The organism is Paenibacillus sp. NPDC056933, from assembly GCF_042674385.1.
GTDB lineage: Bacteria > Bacillota > Bacilli > Paenibacillales > Paenibacillaceae > Paenibacillus.
This window is the reverse complement of record NZ_JBHUQN010000005.1, coordinates 1-18159: the sequence shown is the minus strand read 5'-3', so window position 1 is coordinate 18159 and position 18159 is coordinate 1. Positions and strand designations below refer to the sequence as shown.

19 protein-coding genes, 1 rRNA gene and 1 other annotated feature are annotated in these 18159 nt (G+C 46.5%); all 20 genes read left to right on the top strand.

The window, feature by feature from the left end:
- Window positions 1-120 precede the first annotated feature (120 nt).
- Window positions 121-993 (top strand): rod shape-determining protein MreC, encoded by an 873-nt coding sequence (mreC, locus tag ACFTRD_RS26570; RefSeq protein ID WP_192270275.1) that lies wholly within the window; start codon window positions 121-123, stop codon window positions 991-993.
- Window positions 993-1526, top strand: coding sequence for a rod shape-determining protein MreD (gene mreD, locus ACFTRD_RS26565; RefSeq protein WP_192270273.1), 534 nt, complete (start codon window positions 993-995; stop codon window positions 1524-1526). Before mreC ends, mreD begins: the two co-directional genes overlap by 1 nt.
- A gap of 73 nt (window positions 1527-1599) precedes the next feature.
- A complete protein-coding gene (gene minC / locus ACFTRD_RS26560; protein WP_192270271.1) occupies window positions 1600-2262 on the top strand; it encodes a septum site-determining protein MinC in 663 nt (220 codons plus the stop codon).
- A 3-nt stretch (window positions 2263-2265) separates the two neighbouring features.
- Window positions 2266-3060, top strand: a complete 795-nt coding sequence (gene minD, locus ACFTRD_RS26555; protein ID WP_024633965.1) for a septum site-determining protein MinD — start codon at window positions 2266-2268, stop codon at window positions 3058-3060.
- A gap of 223 nt (window positions 3061-3283) precedes the next feature.
- The gene (locus ACFTRD_RS26550; protein ID WP_379385296.1) at window positions 3284-4168 is read left to right on the top strand and encodes a peptidoglycan DD-metalloendopeptidase family protein; all 885 of its coding nucleotides are present in this window, start codon (window positions 3284-3286) and stop codon (window positions 4166-4168) included.
- Window positions 4161-5021, top strand: a complete 861-nt coding sequence (locus tag ACFTRD_RS26545; protein WP_379385294.1) for a M50 family metallopeptidase — start codon at window positions 4161-4163, stop codon at window positions 5019-5021. The genes ACFTRD_RS26550 and ACFTRD_RS26545 overlap by 8 nt, the downstream gene beginning before the upstream one ends.
- A 105-nt stretch (window positions 5022-5126) precedes the next feature.
- Window positions 5127-6377, top strand: coding sequence for an Rne/Rng family ribonuclease (locus ACFTRD_RS26540; protein WP_379385292.1), 1251 nt, complete (start codon window positions 5127-5129; stop codon window positions 6375-6377).
- A 56-nt stretch (window positions 6378-6433) separates the two neighbouring features.
- Window positions 6434-6518 (top strand) — a sequence feature (ribosomal protein L21 leader region).
- 14 nt (window positions 6519-6532) lie between these two features.
- On the top strand, window positions 6533-6844 hold the full coding sequence (gene rplU, locus ACFTRD_RS26535; RefSeq protein WP_062328098.1) for a 50S ribosomal protein L21: 312 nt from the start codon (window positions 6533-6535) through the stop codon (window positions 6842-6844).
- A gap of 13 nt (window positions 6845-6857) precedes the next feature.
- Window positions 6858-7187, top strand: a complete 330-nt coding sequence (locus ACFTRD_RS26530; protein ID WP_379385289.1) for a ribosomal-processing cysteine protease Prp — start codon at window positions 6858-6860, stop codon at window positions 7185-7187.
- A 23-nt stretch (window positions 7188-7210) separates the two neighbouring features.
- The gene (gene rpmA, locus ACFTRD_RS26525) at window positions 7211-7522 is read left to right on the top strand and encodes a 50S ribosomal protein L27 (protein WP_024633959.1); all 312 of its coding nucleotides are present in this window, start codon (window positions 7211-7213) and stop codon (window positions 7520-7522) included.
- Window positions 7523-7673: 151 nt separating this feature from the next.
- The gene (locus ACFTRD_RS26520; RefSeq protein ID WP_063568125.1) at window positions 7674-8411 is read left to right on the top strand and encodes a Spo0B domain-containing protein; all 738 of its coding nucleotides are present in this window, start codon (window positions 7674-7676) and stop codon (window positions 8409-8411) included.
- A gap of 17 nt (window positions 8412-8428) precedes the next feature.
- On the top strand, window positions 8429-9739 hold the full coding sequence (gene obgE, locus ACFTRD_RS26515) for a GTPase ObgE (protein WP_379385286.1): 1311 nt from the start codon (window positions 8429-8431) through the stop codon (window positions 9737-9739).
- A gap of 231 nt (window positions 9740-9970) precedes the next feature.
- Window positions 9971-10408 (top strand): ACT domain-containing protein, encoded by a 438-nt coding sequence (locus ACFTRD_RS26510; RefSeq protein ID WP_024633956.1) that lies wholly within the window; start codon window positions 9971-9973, stop codon window positions 10406-10408.
- 95 nt (window positions 10409-10503) lie between these two features.
- Window positions 10504-11790, top strand: a complete 1287-nt coding sequence (locus tag ACFTRD_RS26505) for a homoserine dehydrogenase (RefSeq protein ID WP_192270259.1) — start codon at window positions 10504-10506, stop codon at window positions 11788-11790.
- 119 nt (window positions 11791-11909) lie between these two features.
- Complete coding sequence (gene thrC, locus ACFTRD_RS26500; RefSeq protein ID WP_379385283.1) at window positions 11910-12980, top strand: threonine synthase; 1071 nt, start codon at window positions 11910-11912, stop codon at window positions 12978-12980.
- On the top strand, window positions 12977-13945 hold the full coding sequence (gene thrB, locus ACFTRD_RS26495; RefSeq protein ID WP_379385281.1) for a homoserine kinase: 969 nt from the start codon (window positions 12977-12979) through the stop codon (window positions 13943-13945). Before thrC ends, thrB begins: the two co-directional genes overlap by 4 nt.
- Window positions 13942-14823, top strand: a complete 882-nt coding sequence (gene pheA / locus ACFTRD_RS26490; protein WP_379385279.1) for a prephenate dehydratase — start codon at window positions 13942-13944, stop codon at window positions 14821-14823. The genes thrB and pheA overlap by 4 nt, the downstream gene beginning before the upstream one ends.
- Window positions 14824-14962: 139 nt before the next feature.
- Window positions 14963-15847, top strand: a complete 885-nt coding sequence (gene ilvE, locus ACFTRD_RS26485) for a branched-chain-amino-acid transaminase (RefSeq protein ID WP_192270251.1) — start codon at window positions 14963-14965, stop codon at window positions 15845-15847.
- A 195-nt stretch (window positions 15848-16042) separates the two neighbouring features.
- Window positions 16043-17659, top strand: a complete 1617-nt coding sequence (locus tag ACFTRD_RS26480) for a LysM peptidoglycan-binding domain-containing protein (protein ID WP_379385277.1) — start codon at window positions 16043-16045, stop codon at window positions 17657-17659.
- 430 nt (window positions 17660-18089) lie between these two features.
- Window positions 18090-18159: ribosomal RNA gene (locus tag ACFTRD_RS26475) — 16S ribosomal RNA — on the top strand; the annotation flags it as partial.

Below are 18159 nucleotides of genomic sequence, written 5' to 3'. Positions count from 1 at the left end.
ATCCCGGGAGAGCTATTACCCGCATACCCGGGGAGAATCAGCTGATATTCTCGAAGGGACTATAAGTCTGACAGTCTCCCCGCCGGGCATGGCTCGGAAGAGAATAATGGATGTTAGAGGGTGGTCGAACTGTTTAAACTGCTGGGTAACAAAAGACTTTTTGTTTTGCTGGTGGGGCTTGTTACATTTATCGCGTTAATGGGCTTTACGCTCGGTCCGCGAACCGCTCTATCCTGGCCGGAGAAATTCCTGAAGGATTCAGTCGGATTTGTACAATACGTATTCTACAAGCCCGCTTCTTCTGTAGCGGGCTTTTTCAAAGATTTGGCGAACATGCGTACGGTATATCAAGAAAATGAAGAGCTTCGAATTGCTATGGGGCACTACACCCGGGATCGGCTGAAATACAATGATATGGAGCAGGTGAATGAACAGCTTCAGAAAGCCCTCAATTTTACCGAAGAACAAAAGAATCGGTATAATTACAGTTCACGAATTGCTCAGGTCATCAGTGCCAACTCTGACCCGAACAGCAGAACGATCAATATTGACATTGGTGAAAATGCAGGAATCAAGCCGGGGATGGCTGTTACTTCGCAGGAAGGCTTAGTTGGGGTTGTCAGTCATGTCAGCTCCTATACATCAACGGTTAATCTATTAACTTCTATGGACGCCAATGATCCTACATCTAATGCGATTGCAGCTACAGCGGTGGGCAAAGAGAAAGTATTTGGCATGATCGAGAGTTATGATCCGAAGACCGGCATGCTCAAAATGACCAAAATTTCGGAAGATTCAAATATTAAAGACGGTGATGAAATTATCTCTTCCGGGATTATCAATAACTTTCCGAAGTATATGCGGATCGGAGAAGTGGAGAAGGTTGAGAAAAGCGAGTATGGTCTAACAAAAACAGCTACAATTAAACCTTATGCAAGCTTTCTGGATTGGAAAGAGCTGATTGTCATTATCCCGCCTGAGGTAAAAGAATAATGGTGACACGCAAGCAAGTCTTATTCCTGCTGCTGTTCGTGTTGTTCATTGCGGAAGGAACGATTCTTCCGCTACTTATTCCTTCCGCCTGGCAAATGCGCATTTCGGCCAATCTGGTCTACATCGTGATTTTGTTTATCGCTGTATATCATCATCGGCACACGGCGTTGGTGCTTGGCCTATTATTTGGACTCCTGCACGACGTCGTATTTTATGGGGAAATGATTGGACCGTACGGATTCTCCATGGGTTTGTCTGCCTACATGATGGGACTTATTTTTCAAGCACCACGTGCACCACTGCCGGTTATGGTTTCTGTCGTCCTTTTGGGAAGTCTGCTCAATGACACCATGTTATTCTTTCTGTACAAACTCTTCCAACTCAACCACGTCACATTTGACTGGGCACTGATTGAATACATGATTCCCAATTTGTTCATTCATTTTGTGTTTGCACTGATCATCTATGTCCCGCTTCGCAAACAATTGGAACGCATTGGCAAGAGAAAGAGCAAAGCAGAAGAAGCTTCTTAATACATTTCTGGAGCAAGAAGCAGGAACTTGGGGACCCGGCCACGAAATGTAATGAGATGGGAGGGACAGGCTTATGACGGTAAAATCGAATCACGTAACGATTAAAGGCATCCGAGACGGCCTGGTTTTCCTGTTGGACGATCAATGTGAATTCGAGGAATTGCTCTATGAGCTCCGCTATAAGCTGGAACACAGCCATCAAAATATTTTGACCGGACCGATTGTTCATGTGGATATCAAAATGGGCAGCCGGGAAGTGACGGAGGACCAGAAAGAAGCAATTCTTGATATACTAAAACAAAAAGGGAATTTGCTCATTCGTTCCATCGACTCACCGGCCCTTAAACCAGAGGTTAAAGGGCCTCCGCCGATTATGACCATGTGCGGTATGGTGCGTTCTGGTCAGGTACTTCATCATGAAGGGAATCTCTTGTTTCTTGGAGATATCAATCCGGGGGGCACGGTAACGTGCACCGGAGATATATATGTTTTGGGTTCACTCAGAGGCATGGCTCATGCCGGAATTGGTGGGGACGAAGACTCGATCATTGCGGCGTCGGTGTTTGCTCCAACTCAGCTGCGCATCGCGGATATTATTAGCCGTCCTCCTGATGAGTGGGAGAGCCGAGAGACCGGAATGGAATTTGCTTATTTACAGGATAATCAGATGCAGATCGACAAGATGAGCAATATCGTTCGGTTGCGCCGAGATTTTAATGTGTTTAAAGGAGTGTAGCTCATGGGAGAGGCAATCGTGATCACTTCGGGTAAAGGCGGCGTGGGTAAAACAACCACCTCGGCAAACATCGGGACAGCGCTGGCGCTGCTCGGCAAAAAGGTTTGTCTGGTAGACACCGATATCGGCCTTCGTAATCTGGATGTCGTAATGGGACTCGAAAACCGGATCATTTATGATCTGTGTGACGTTGCAGACGGACGCTGCCGTCTGAATCAGGCTTTGGTCAAAGATAAACGTTTCGAAGAATTATATATGCTGCCTGCAGCGCAAACGAGAGACAAGAACTCCGTATCACCAGAACAGGTGAAGGACATTATCCTTGAATTGAAGAAAGATTTTGAATACGTCATTATTGATTGTCCAGCCGGAATTGAACAGGGATTCAAAAATGCGGTTGCAGGTGCGGATCAGGCGATTGTGGTCACTACACCTGAGAATGCGGCTGTCCGTGATGCGGATCGTGTCATCGGATTGCTCGAGAGTTCACACATTCAATCCCCAAAATTGGTTGTGAACCGCATTCGTAACAATATGGTCAAATCAGGCGACATGCTCGATATTGATGGCATTTTACAAGTACTTAATATTGACCTGATTGGAATTGTTCCCGATGATGAACTTGTCATCAAGGCGGCCAACTCGGGAGAACCGACAGTAATGAATCCAGACTCACTTGCGGCTATTGCCTATCGCAATATAGCCCGTCGGATTTTGGGAGATACGGTTCCATTGATGCAGTTGGAGCAGAAGAAGGGTGCCTTCTCACGTTTCAAAAAGTTTTTTGGGATGGGTTAACCAACTTTCCCTCATCAGATTTATGTATGTCAGCCGTGGCCTAACGCCCGGCTTTTTTGATTATTATGAACATTTAATAGATGTGCCTGTGTAGCAAAGGGATCGTATTTTGATGAAGGACTCCACGTTGTGGGGTTATTTTTGCTTCCTGCCGAAGCTTGTTCATATTATGAACGAGCTCCTCATAGGATGTAGTAAACAAGCCTCGGCGGGAGGATATTCCATGAATACGAAACTCAGAATTAAGCAGAGAAGAGAAGAACGCATTCGACGACTGATGGATGGGGCTAATGAGGAGATCATGCAGCAGCGAGAATCAGGTACGGTGTTCAATGCTGGTAAATCGACGCAACGGAATCCATTCTCGTCTATGGATATACAAGAAAATCTGCGAACGGCAAGAGCTTCGCTGGCAGAACAGGAACGAGATCCGGAGTGGCTATGGAAAAAAGAGAACGGTCATTATGGTCCTGGCGGCCATCCTCGTTTCAATCTAATAAAGTCATTCGTGGGACGAACTGTGATTAGCGTATTCGTTTTTGGCGCCGTTTGGGGATTGTTCCAGTTGAACACATCATGGACGACACCTGCCAAAACCGTGATCGCCGATATGCTGCATCGGGATATGAATTTTGAAGTTGCGGAAGCCTGGTACGAAAAGCATTTTGGCGGAACGCCATCATTCCTGCCTGTGCTAGGACATACCACCGATCCTGTGAACGGGTCGGGTATTCGACACCTGCTGGGCAAACCGATCTCTGGAACCATTGTTCAACCTTTTGCACTGAGTATGAAAGGCATTGAGATTGTTCCTGAATCGGGTGGCACTGGACTTGTCGAGGTAGTCAGCTCGGATGCTGGACGTGTCCTTCAGGTATTGGATGATCCGGAAAATGGAACGACGGTTGTGATTCAGCACTCTGGCAAAGTGACAGCCATATACGGACGCTTGAACGAAAGTGAAGTCCAGGTGAATGATTGGGTTGAAGCGGGAGATGCAGTTGGAAGTCTGAAAGAGACCGGAAATGATCAACCTGCCACATTGTATTTCGCTGTAAAAGAGGGCGAGGAGTACGTAGACCCTGCGGAAGTGGTTGCCCTTGATTAGGATATGGGGTGTACGTATCTCGTTCCATCCTTTTTTTGTGATCATTATGATGGCATCCCTGATGACCGGACATTTTATTGAACTGATCACCTTGTTCACGATCGTATTTATTCATGAATGTGGACATGCTGCAGCGGCAGCCCTTCTGGGCTGCCGTGTCCTGTCGATACAGATGCTGCCCTTTGGCGGAGTTGCCATTATCGAGGATGGCGGGAATATTACAGCGCGACGGGAAATCATGATCGCCTTGGCAGGGCCTTTACAGAATATGCTCATGGTTGGAATCGTGTTGCTGTTAAAATACGGTAGCGTGGGGGACCCGGTTTTTTTGGATTATATTATAAAGGGGAATCTGCTGATTGCCCTATTTAACCTGTTGCCAGTGCTGCCGCTGGATGGCGGTAAAATTGTACAGGCACTCGTCAGCCTGTTTGCTCCCTACTATACAACATTGATGTGGACCTACCGAATCAGTATCGTTTGTAGTGCTGGAGTGATTGTGTTTGCCATTAGTCGCTGGTTTGCTGGCGGGTACGGGCTGCCCCTAAATATTCTGCTGATCGGACTGTTCCTGTTTTATTCCAATGTGACCGATTACCGAAATATTCCATATCGCTTTATTCGGTTTCTGATGAATCGTGAAGGTACGTTCGCCCAATATGCAGCTACAGGCAGCTTGGCACAGCCGATAATCTCATTTCCGGCGAAACCTTTGGAACCTATTTTGCGTCTATTAAAGAGAGAAAGATATCATATGATATATGTAATGAACAGACAGGGGAGAATCTTGGCCGTTTTGCCTGAGCAACGCATCATTGGTTCCTATTTCAAACAAAACACCGAGAAGTTGTAGTATCGTGGTGAACCTGTCCGGAATTGGGTTAATACATGTACAACGAGTAGTGCAATGAAACAGAATGGATGTGGATGAATTGAATTGTCTTCTAGAAGTGAAGCCATGAAACAAATGATTTTACATAATGAACATAACCTCGTGCAAATGGCACTTCTGGAAGAAGGCAAAGCTGTAGAATTCACAGCAGAGCGTACACGGGAGCGTGGACTGCTGAATTCCTTTTTCAAGGGAAGAGTAGTGAACGTGTTGCCAGGTATGCAGGCTGCTTTTGTGGATATCGGTCAGAAAAAGAATGCTTTTCTGTATGTAGATGATGTATTACATCCCAATCTGGAGAAACAGCCCAAAGTGAAGCCAACGATCTCGGAGTTGCTTCGTCCGGGTCAGGATGTAATTGTCCAGGTTCTGAAGGAACCTGTTGGAAGCAAAGGGGCCCGGGTGACGACTCATTATTCACTGCCGGGCCGCTGGCTTGTCTACATGCCACTTGCCGACTATGTAGCTGTCTCCAAGAAAATTGCCCGTGAGGGAGATCGTTCCCGGCTCAAAGGACTGGGTGAACAATTAAGACGGGGCGAAGAAGGGCTTATCATACGAACCGTATCCGCAGAGGAGCAGCGGGAAGCCATAGAGGCTGACTTGGAAACATTACGTGAGCAGTGGCACCTGATTCGCGAGAAATCGGAAAGTTTGCCTTCACCAAGCCTGCTGCATCGGGATCAAAATATGGTTCAGCGAATTATTAGGGATGTGTACACTCCTGGTAGCGATGAAGTGATTACTGATGATGAAGTACAAGCTCGTGAAGTGACTGCTTTACTGGAGGAGATATGTCCTGGCCATCAGCCTAAAGTTCAGGTGTACCGGGGAGCGGAATCCATTTTTGCCGCTTACGGTGTACAGGAGCAATTGAACAAGGACTTTGCCCGCAAAGTGTGGCTGCCAGGAGGCGGCTATATCGTTATTGACCATACGGAGGCACTCACCGTAGTTGATGTCAATACAGGCAAGTACACTGGAGCAGGCGGTGACAGTCTGGAAGAGACTGTAACGGAGACGAATATGCAGGCTGCCGTTGAGATTGCTCGTTTAATGCGGCTTCGGGATATCGGTGGAATGATTATTGTGGACTTCATTGATATGGAGGAAGCGATGAATCGGCAGGAGGTTGCGGCATCGCTCGAAAATGAGCTTAAGAAGGATCGTACCAAAGCTTTTGTAATGGGCTGGACCAAGCTGGGGCTGCTCGAACTTACCCGCAAGAAGGTGCGGGAAGAGAGCACGCTGCCTTATGTGGAGCCGTGTTCTTCCTGTCATGGGACAGGCAAAAGATATATTTCACCTTTGCATTGATTTTTAGTGTGGGTGGTGGTATAATCATCAGGTATGTGTCTAGCCTATTGGTCTTGCACATGCTGTAACCGCACTGGCCGGGTATAAGAACAGTTACGCAAGGACACTGTCACCTGAGAACGGGCGAGTCTGAGACATGAGGAGGTGCAAGGCAAATGTACGCAATTATTGAAACAGGCGGCAAACAGTACAAAGTCCAAGAGGGCGATGTTCTGTTCATCGAGAAATTGACTGCGAACGATGGCGAAAGCGTAACGTTCGACCGTGTCCTGGCTGTATCTAACGATCAAGGTTTGACAGCAGGTACACCATTGGTTTCCGGAGCAACTGTAACGGCTAAAGTGGAGAAACATGGCAAAGGACAAAAGGTTGTTGTATACAAATACAAACCGAAAAAGAACTACCATGTGAAGCAAGGTCACCGTCAACCGTACACTAAAGTAACTATCGAAGCAATCAAAGCGTAAGAGGGTGCGATAAGTGATTATCGTTGAAATCTTTCGTAATGATGACGGGAGCATTGATCGCTTTTCCATCAAAGGGCATGCTAATTTTGCCAAGCGGGGAGAAGACATCGTATGTGCCGGGGTATCCGCTGTTACAGTGGGTACAGTGAACTCGATCGAAGCATTGACTGGTGTCGAAATGGATGCCAAGATGAAGAATGGCTTTTTAAGTGCTTCTTTGCCAGTGCTTGCGAGAGATGAAACCTGGTCCCAGGTACAATTGCTACTCGAATCCATGGTGGTTATGCTCACTGATATTGCAGAGTCATACGGAAAGTATATTCAGATAGAGCAAGTCAAATAATTAAAGAAGGAGGACAACCAATCATGTTGAAATTAAATCTTCAGTTATTCGCATCGAAAAAAGGTGTGGGTTCCACAAAGAACGGTCGTGACAGTAACGCACAACGCCTTGGCGTTAAACGTGCTGACGGTCAAACAGTAACTGGTGGTAGCATTCTCGTTCGCCAACGCGGAACGAAAATTCACCCAGGTACTAACGTGGGTATCGGTAAAGATGACACTTTGTTTGCGAAAGTTGACGGCGTTGTGAAATTCGAACGTTGGGGACGCGATCGTAAAAAAGTAAGCATCTACCCTGTGAATGTTGCTCCAGTAGCAGCAGCAGTAGAAGCATAATATCGGCATTCCGCCTAAGGAGCCTTCGGCATTTTTGCCGGAGGCTTTTTGTATTTAAAGGCTATTCGATAATGAACTGGCAGAAAAGACATGTTATACTTGGTTACGGTGGGGTTTAAACCAACCGAGTTTTGTAGAACGGGGAGAAGCCATGAAATCTTGGAAAAGAGTGCCCTGGATTGCGGCATGTTCACTTCTGATTCCTTTGGTTTTCGTTATGCTGTATCCAGTGATTATTTCAATTGCTGTATACGCATTGTGGTCCGTCGCGGTGCTTTTTGTTTCTGTGAATGTGATGAAGAGACAGGCAGAGGCGGAACGCAGAACCATCATACAATCTATGGAAAAGACAGCAATTGCATCATTAAATCATCATAGGCATGATTGGATGAACGATCTTCAGGTATTGTATGGATATCTTAGACTGGGCAAACTTGATAAATCAGTGCAATGTGTGGAAAGAATAGTAGAGCGGGTTAACGAAGAAAGCCGAATCTCCAGATTGGGTATTCCTTCACTCGTATTTTATCTTCAATCTTTCCGGACCAGTGGAGTCGCTCTGGAATTGCATGTGGTCGTAGAGGAAGAGTTGCAGCTTAGTGCTCTGGTCTCTCCCGAGGATGGCGAGTCGCTTACGGGGGCGATTGCCGATGCGATTCGAGCCTATCAATATGGCGGCGGCCGGTCGTCTTGGGGAGAGGTTCGCAAACTGACCTTGAACTTCGGACAGGATCACGGAGATGTGGTTGTCCGGCTGGATGGGGATCAAACACCCGATCCGGAAACATTGCGGCAGCTCAATGCCGTACTCAAAGGAAAAAAAGTCAGAACGGAGCAGCTTCCGTCTGAGGATACGTTTATACAATTCAGAATGCCTTGCGGAATATAGGAAGAAGGGGTTAACCAATGTTTGTAGATAAAGCGAAGATTTATGTGAAAGCCGGAGACGGAGGGGACGGAATTATTTCGTTTCGTCGTGAGAAGTATGTACCGAACGGCGGACCTGCCGGGGGTGATGGAGGCAGAGGAGCTGACATCATTTTCCGTGTGGATGAAGGTCTGCGTACGTTGATGGATTTCCGTTACCAGCGCCACTTCAAGGCTCCTCGTGGTGAGAAGGGACGTAATAAAAGTCAGCATGGCGCGAACGCTGAGAACATGATTGTACGTATTCCACCAGGGACTGTGATTTTGGATGAAGACAGTGGAGAAGTGCTGGCTGATTTGACACGTCATGGTCAACAGGTTGTTGTTGCTCGTGGCGGACGAGGCGGACGGGGAAACATTCGTTTTGCCACGCCTAACAATCCAGCGCCAGAACTGGCCGAAAATGGTGAAGAGGGCGAAGAACGTTACATCGTACTTGAGCTTAAGGTCATGGCAGATGTTGGTTTGGTTGGTTTCCCGAGTGTTGGGAAATCCACGCTGTTGTCTGTTGTTTCGGCAGCCAAGCCGAAGATTGGAGCATATCATTTCACAACCATTACACCTAACCTGGGTGTTGTTGGTGTAGGTGAAGGTCGCAGCTTTGTTATGGCCGACTTGCCAGGCCTGATTGAAGGTGCCCACGAAGGGATTGGACTTGGACATGAGTTCTTGCGTCACGTAGAACGGACACGCATTATCATTCATGTTGTTGACATGTCGGGTTCCGAAGGACGCGATCCGTTCGAAGACTGGCAGAAAATCAACGAGGAACTGAAATTGTACAATCCTGTCCTCGCCGAAAGACCACAGGTTGTAGCAGCCAATAAAATGGACATGCCCGATTCCGAAGCCAATCTTGAGGAATTCTTACAGAAGGCTCGGGAGGTTCAACCGGATATTGAAGTGATGCCTATCTCGTCACTGACACGAAAAGGGATTCAAGAGCTCCTGTACCGTGCAGCTGATCTGCTGGATCAAATCCCGGACGAGCCTGTGGTGGAAGAAGTTGCAGACTTATCCGAACGCAAAGTATACAGCTTGGACAAAAAAGAGGACGATGGCTTCCGTATTGTACGGGAGAATGAAATCTTCGTTGTTGAGAGTGCCAAGATTGAACGTATGATGAAACGGATGCAGTTGAATTCCCATGAAGCCATTCTCAAACTTGCGCGTACATTGCGACATATGGGTGTGGATGCGGAACTGCGTAAACGCGGAGCTGAAGAAGGAACCATTGTGCGCATTGGTGATTTTGAGTTTGAATTTGTGGAAGGTAGCAGCTACTACTAAGATAGCAGTGAACCTTGTACAATAAAAAGCATTAAAGCAATACGCAGAGTCGTGGGAGATGACCCACTTCTCTGCGTTTTTTTTATTTACTCTTACATGCTCCAGGTTGAAACTTGTATACTGTGAGGAACAGTTTTCTAAAAATAGACATGTGAGGTATTGCCCTTTTGAGATAGATCCTATATAATGTCCACTATATGAATACATGAGTCTTTGAGGAGAGGACGTTCTGTGAATGAACGCTATTACTTAGTACGGGAAGACATTTTGCCAGAGGCAGTGGTGAAGACCATGCAGGTAAAAGAACTGCTGGCTTCCGGGGATGTCAAAACAGTGCATGAAGCAGTTGAGCAGGTTGGACTAAGCCGAAGTGCTTTTTATAAGTACAAGGATGGGATCCATTTAATTAATCAGCTTGAGAGGGAGAGAATTGTAACGATTTCCATTGACCTGGAGCATCAGTCGGGAATTTTGTCTCGTGTGCTCGGACATGTAGCTGGTTATGGAGCGAACGTGCTTACCATTAATCAAAGTATCCCGCTCCAGGGAAGAGCTAACGTTGTCATTTCCGTAGAGACATCACATCTCCATGGGGAAATCGGGGAAATGCTGGATCGGATGCAGGATATGCCCGGAGTTCGGCGCACGCGCATTGTAGGCCAAGGTTAATTGGACGTTACCCAAAACGTTTAAACATAGGTTGTAGTTCTGATTTAATGTATAGGGGTGGCAGGCGAAAAAAGACTTAGGGGGTTGATTAGTTAGTGAAACCGGTGAAAGTGGGATTGTTGGGTTTGGGTACAGTGGGTACTGGGGTCGTTCGTATCGTAGAGGGAAATCAGGAGGATCTAAGTAGTCAGGTTGGATCACCGATTATCATCGAGAAAATTGCAGTGAAGAATACGGAGAAGGAGCGTGTCATCGCCGTAGATCGTGCAAAGCTCACAGAAGATCCCTGGGAAGTCATTCGTCACCCGGATATCGATGTAATTGTTGAGGTTATGGGCGGTATTGATCAGACCAAGGAATACATTCTTGAAGCACTGGAGCGGGGCAAGCATATCGTAACCGCGAACAAGGATCTGATGGCTCTGCATGGTTCGGAGATTTTGGCCAAGGCACAGGAGAAGCAATGTGATGTATTCTATGAAGCCAGTGTGGCTGGGGGTATTCCGATTATACGGACCCTAATTGAAGGTTTCTCATCCGACCGGATTACCCGCATCATGGGGATTGTGAACGGAACAACGAACTTTATTTTGACCAAAATGAGCCAGGAAGGCGCCTCGTATGAAGAGGTTTTGGCAGAGGCTCAAGCACTTGGATATGCAGAGACTGATCCTACTTCGGATGTCGAAGGACTCGATGCAGCTCGGAAAATGGCGATACTGGGTACTCTCGGCTTCCGAACTAACGTGGAACTGCAGGATGTGACCGTCCGCGGTATTTCCTCCGTCACCCGTGAAGATATAACGTATGCCAAAAGACTTGGCTACGAGATGAAGCTGCTGGGTATCGCAGACCGTCGGGACGATGAGATCACCATTAGTGTTCAGCCCACGATGGTAAGACAGAATCACCCGATAGCTTCCGTCAATGGCGTGTTTAATGCGGTGTATGTACACGGTGAAGCTGTAGGAGAGACCATGTTCTACGGCGCGGGTGCAGGTGAACTTCCGACAGCAACTTCTGTAGTTGCGGACATTGTGGCTGTGATCAAAAACCTGAAGTTGGGCGTGAATGGTCTCAAAGCGATTGTGCCTTATAAGCAGAAGCGCCTGCAAAGTGACGAGCACATTATGTCGAAAAACTTCATTTTGCTGCATGTGGATGATAAAGCAGGAGTTCTTGCACAAATCACTCAAATCTTCGCTGAATATGAAGTCAGCCTGGCTTCGGTTGTGCAACAGCCAAACGAGCATAACCCGGATGCAGAGATTATCATTGTTACGCATAACGCTAGCAAGGCCAGCATGGATAAAGTTTTGAAACATTTTGAATCTCTTTCCGTCATTCGTCGCATTAAGAGTGTTTACCGGGTTGAAGGATAAATCGTCCTAAATTTCGGTTTGAATTTCAAATCAAAGCTAAAGTTTATGTTACACGTCTAACCATATAGTACATGCAATTATAATATTCGGATTATTAACGACAAAGGAGTTTACCCCCAATGAGATATCAAGGATTACTGCAAACTTATCGAGAACACCTTCCGGTTAATGAAAATACGCCCCTGCTTACGCTTCACGAAGGAAATACACCTCTGGTTCATGCGGAGAATCTTTCCGAGGAACTCGGATTGAATTTATATTTCAAATATGAAGGTCTGAACCCGACAGGGTCTTTCAAAGACCGCGGCATGGTTATGGCTGTTGCCAAAGCGATGGAAGAAGGCAGCCGCACGATCATGTGTGCATCGACAGGTAATACTTCAGCAGCTGCAGCTGCCTATGCGGCTCGTGCGGGACTGAATTGTATCGTATTGATCCCAAATAACAATATTGCCTTAGGTAAGCTGGCTCAAGCCATGATCTACGGAGCCAAGGTGATTGCGATTAATGGCAACTTTGACCGTGCATTGGAAATAGTGCGTGAGATTACAGCCAAACATCCAATTACGCTCGTGAACTCCGTGAATCCGTTCCGGATTGAGGGACAGAAAACAGCTGCATTTGAAGTGATTGAGCAGCTTGGGGAGGCACCTGATGTACTCGCCATTCCGGTGGGTAACGCAGGAAATATCTCGGCCTATTGGAAAGGGTTCAAGGAGTATAAAGAAGCAGGCAAATCGAACTCCCTGCCGCGTATGGTCGGTTTTGAAGCGGAAGGCGCCATGGCGATTGTCAAAGGTGAACCGATTCTGGAGCCAGAAACAGTGGCAACTGCCATTCGAATTGGTAATCCGGCTAGTTGGAAAACCGCTGTAGCTGCAGCTGAAGAGTCTGGCGGACAGATTAATTATGTTACTGATGAAGAGATTCTGACTGCCTACCGTACGATTGCTGCACGTGAAGGGATTTTCGCTGAACCTGCTTCGGCTGCTTCCGTTGCTGGTGTATACAAACTGAAGCGTGAAGGGTACTTTAAAGGCGGAGAGACTGTGGTTTGTGTACTGACAGGTCATGGTCTGAAAGATCCTAATATTGCCATCAAAACGGTAGCAACTGAACCGCTTGTTGTTGAAGACTCGGAAGAAGCGGTTATGGCGGCCATTGCACAGCTGGAGCAGCAATCCGTATGAGTTTGCAGCAAAGGATAACAGTTAAGGTACCGGCAAGTACAGCCAATCTCGGTCCAGGGTTTGATACCCTGGGCATGGCTTTGTCTCTCTATGCCTGGCTTGAGATAAAACCGGCTGAGCAAACGACATTCCATTTATATGGGGACCATCTGACAGGTCTGCCTACAGATAAATCCAATTTGATATACGAAGTTGCACAGATGGTGTTCAACGAAGCCGGGATTTCCGTGCCTGAGTTGGATATTTCCATGTACTCCGATATTCCTCTCACACGTGGACTGGGAAGCAGTGCATCGGCTATCGTAGCTGCATTGGCTGCTGCTAATGCATTAGTTGGTACTCCGTTATCGGATGCCAAGCTTCTGGACATGGCTACGTCACTGGAGAAACATCCGGATAATGTGGGGGCTTCATTATATGGAGGTATCATTGCTGCGGCGTGGGATGGCAGTCGTGTAGATCATATTCGTATAGAGCCGCATCAGGATTTGCAGACGTTAGTTATCGTACCAGACTTCGAGTTGTCCACTTCAAAAGCAAGGAATGTGATCCCGCAGCAGTTCGACAAGTCTGATGTCATTCACAATATAAGCAGATCATCCTTACTCGTTGCAGCTTTGGCAAGTGGGCGATTGGATATGATCCAAAAGGCGATGTCTGATCGTATTCATCAGCCATACAGAGCATCATTGGTACCAGGGATGGCTGAGATTCTGGAACATGCAGTCAGTCATGGGGCTCTAGGCGCTGCTTTGAGCGGAGCTGGTCCAACCGTTTTGACGTTGGTAGATCGTCATGACACCCGCAAGGAAGAACTGAAGCAATACTTGATAGATACCATGAGTCGTGAAGGTATTACTGCTTCGGCATTATGGCTGGATCCGGACTTGGACGGTGTTACCGTGCTGTCTGATCAAGATGAAAGTCCTTTTTTGGACAGAATTAAAGGGGAAGTTAACGCATGAAAAGAATTGCAGTATTACCTGAAGGTTCAGTTTCCCATGAAGCAGTAGATTTTCTGTTTAATGGGGAGCCTTTGGAATTGATTCATTCCAAGCTGATTTCTGATGTCTTCCGTGCAACGGATAGTGGGAAGTCACAATACAGTGTCATTCCCATTGAGAATACAATTGAAGGTTCGGTTAGTCTGCATATGGACTGGCTCGTTAATGAAGTGGATATACCGATGCAAGCAGAATGGGTGTATCCATCTATACAAAATGTCATTGGGCATGGCTCCGAGTTTAAAACAGAGAGCGGCGAATATGATTTTGGGAAAATCACGAAGATCATGTCCCATCCCGTGGCTATCCCGCAGTGCCAGAATTTTATTCGCCTGCATTCACCTGGAGCGGACCTTGAAGGTGTTAACAGTACAGCGGAAGCTGTAGAAATTGTGAAAAGAAATCCCTGCAAAGGCTGGGTTGCTATTGGCACAAGGCTTGCTGCACAGAAGCATGGTTTGGACATCATGGCTGAACGGGTAACCGACCATGACAACAACTATACTCGTTTTGTTTTGATAGGTAATGAACCCGTACAAATACCACGGGAGCCCGACCATGTAAAAACCAGCTTGCTTGTTACCCTGCCTGAAGATGCGCCGGGTGCGTTACATCAGGTTTTGTCGGCGTTTGCCTGGCGGAAGCTAAACCTGACACGACTGGAATCGCGTCCAACAAAGAAGCGGTTGGGGAGCTATTATTTCTATATTGATGTTGAGGAAAGTGCCGATTCTGTATTGCTTACCGCGGCCATGGCCGAGATTGAAGCTTTGAATTGTCAGGTACGTGTTCTGGGTAGTTATCCCTGTTATTCATATCCTTCGCTGAAAACGACCTAAATTAGTTGCGTGGTCTGTTGAAGGTTGTCATAAGACTGGGTAAAATGGGCAGACAATGGCTTGTCATTGGTTGCAAAACAACGGGTTAAACGTAGTTTTCGAAAACGAGGAATGAAATATTATGGAGGTGCAGTCATACGTGTCAGAACAATGGATTTATTTGGATGGTCAATATGTAACCAAAGAGAACGCTACCGTCTCCGTATATGATCATGGATTTTTGTATGGAGATGGTATTTTCGAGGGTATTCGGATTTACAACGGCAACATTTTTAGATGCAAAGCGCATTTGGATCGTTTGTATGATTCGGCTAAATCCATCAGTCTGAACATTCCGCTGTCTTATGATGAGATGCTGGAAGTGATGGCAGAAACGGTACGTCGCAATGATATGCGTAACGGTTATATTCGCCTAATCGTTTCTCGTGGTCCTGGTAATCTGGGTCTTGATCCGCTGCGTTGCCCTAAAGCATCTGTTATTATCATTGTCGAGCAACTCGCAATTTACCCGGAAGAAGCGTATCTTACTGGATTGAAAGCCGTATCTGTGTCCCAACGACGCAACATCCCGGACGCATTGAATCCCAAAATTAAATCGCTAAATTACCTGAATAACATACTTGTTAAAATCCAGTCCAACTATGCAGGTGTGGGTGAAGCAATTATGCTGAATTCACAAGGTTATGTTACAGAGGGTTCAAGTGATAACATCTTTATTATTAAAAATGGTGTAGTCTATACGCCTCCTTGTTATCTGGGTGCACTGGAAGGGATTACTCGTCAGGCGATTATCGATCTGTGTGGTGAGCTGGATCTTGAATTAAAAGAAGTACCATTTACCCTGCATGATGTATACATTGCCGACGAAGTCTTCTTCACTGGAACCGCTGCGGAAGTAATTGCTGCATACGAGGTAGATGGCAGAACAATCGGAACGGGTGTAGCAGGACCTGTAACGCTCCGACTGCTTGAAGCGTTCCGTCAGATTGTCGACAAAGACGGTTACAAAGTATGGGAAGATTAAACTGAACGAACTGAATAGCGTAGCGAGAAGTCCTTCTTGTCTCAAGAAATTCAGCATACTCGGAGTATGCGGTTTTTGGGGCTGGGAGGATTTTTTTTGCTTAGTTGATGTCATTAGCCTAATTTCTGCATAGGATGTAGTAACGGTATGGGCGAATGTACTGCCCAAGTATCACGTCTAGGAGGTTAGTTCCAAGTGAAAATACACATGGTGAAAAAAGGCGACACATTATATCTGCTGTCCCAAAAATATAATGTAGCGTTGGACAAAATTATTGCAGCTAATCCGCAAATTGCAGATCCCGACAAGTTGGAAATCGGTATGAAGGTCAAAATTCCTGCGGAGCCTGTAACACCAAAGCCTGAGGGCATGTTGCACGGTCATAAAGTCCAGCAAGGAGATACGTTATGGAAATTGTCACAGGCTTGGGGAGTTCCGTTGAAGGACATGATCAATGCGAACCCTCAATTGAAAAATCCCAATGCTCTTCTTGTAGGGGAGACTGTGTACATTCCATCGATGGCTACACCGGGAAATACGGGTTCAGAGAATGGTGCATCATCTAATGTTGCTCATGAGAAGTTGTCGCCTGAAGGAAAGGAATACACGGGAGTTAAAGAAGAAACGGCTCCAGCTGTACCCGTAGAGCCAGTCCCTGCACCGGTACCTGAAGTTTCTAATTCGGTTCCCGCTCCTGTTCCCGCAAATCCGGTCGTCCCTAATGTGAAGCCTGAGGTGGAAGCTCTACCGCAATTGCCTGAAATGCCTGAGATGGAACCGGAGAAGCAAGTTCAGAAAAAAGAACAAACTAAATCTGAGGTTCAATTAAAACCGATATCTGAGTCACCGACGTATACCATGCCTAAAATTTCTCCTGAGGTTATGCCTTTACCCGTAATGCCCAATAACATGCAGTTTCCTTCGGAAGTAGCGCCTGAGGCCAAAGCACCGTGTGGCTGTGGCAGTAAAATGCTTCATGCTCCAGCAGAGCATCCCTATGTGCAAGTCCCTGTGCCTGCGCAAGAGGTATACATTACTCCACAAGACATGTATACGGCTGGTGTAAATAACCATGCTGCCTTCCCTGGTATAACGGAGGTGAGCCCTTACTCTATAGGAACTCCACCTAACGCTCCATGGAATGGGAATGAGTATAATCATAACAACCTTATGCCAAACATATCTGCAGAAATGCAGAACAACTCATATCCGATCGCGCCAGCAAGTCAAGTGAACAGTCCTTATCCTCCGTTTGCAGCCCATGGACATATGAACCACCAACCGCCTGTTATTTCTCCTTACTCTATGCTCCCATACCCACCATGCGGATGTGGCAACCATCATATGCCTGCTCATCATTATACTTATCCATCACACAACTACCAGGAACCGGCGTGGGGCACATATAACCCATACGGCGTTCAACCTGAAATGACCACTTCCATGATGCCGAATCACCCGGTGGAATATGCTTACCAGAACCCATACCCTACTCAAAATACAGTACCGCCGTCACCGCTTGGGGCATTTGGTGAACTTTATCCATCCGAAGGTAAAGGGGAGGGCAAGAAAGGAAGACGTGACGAGGCAAATTTGAGCCAGTCCGCTTTAGAGAGTGAGGCTGACTCACATCTAGAAACGAAACCTAAACAAGCAGCCAAAACAGGAACTGCGAAACGCAGAACAGCCAGACCTGGAGCGAAAAGCAAATCCAAAGTAACCGTATCCGGGAGAACTCCAAAAGAACGCAAGGGAACATCCACTAACCGAAGTTCTGATAAAAAGCGTAGGAATCCCTGGATCCAGCAATAACTTTGTAAAGTAAATGCTATTTAACTCCAAAAGATTAACTCTGTGAAGAGCTGGTCTTTTGGAGGTTTGTATTTAGAACAGGGCAATTTTACGACAGTATGGAAATGGAATTGTGCCTCAAATCCACTATTGTTTTAGTAGGGGCGTCAAGGACTTAGAATCTATTAAATGTTTTTTTGGAAAAACTATTGCATTGGTTTCGCCAGTATGATATATTATTTAAGTCGCCGCTGAAACGAACGGCTGACACGGAAAAGAAGTACAGAAACAAGTTTGATCTTTGAAAACTGAACAACGAGTGAGTAACGATCTTGCTTGCAAGATCGACGCTGAGAAATCAGTATTCGTCTTCGGACGGTATGATTTCGAAGCACAAATGAGATTTTAATCTCGTCAGATTCAAATTGAGCTAATCGCTCTTTTCAATACTTTATTGGAGAGTTTGATCCTGGCTCAGGACGAACGCTGGCGGCATGCCTAATACATGCAAGTCGAGCGGA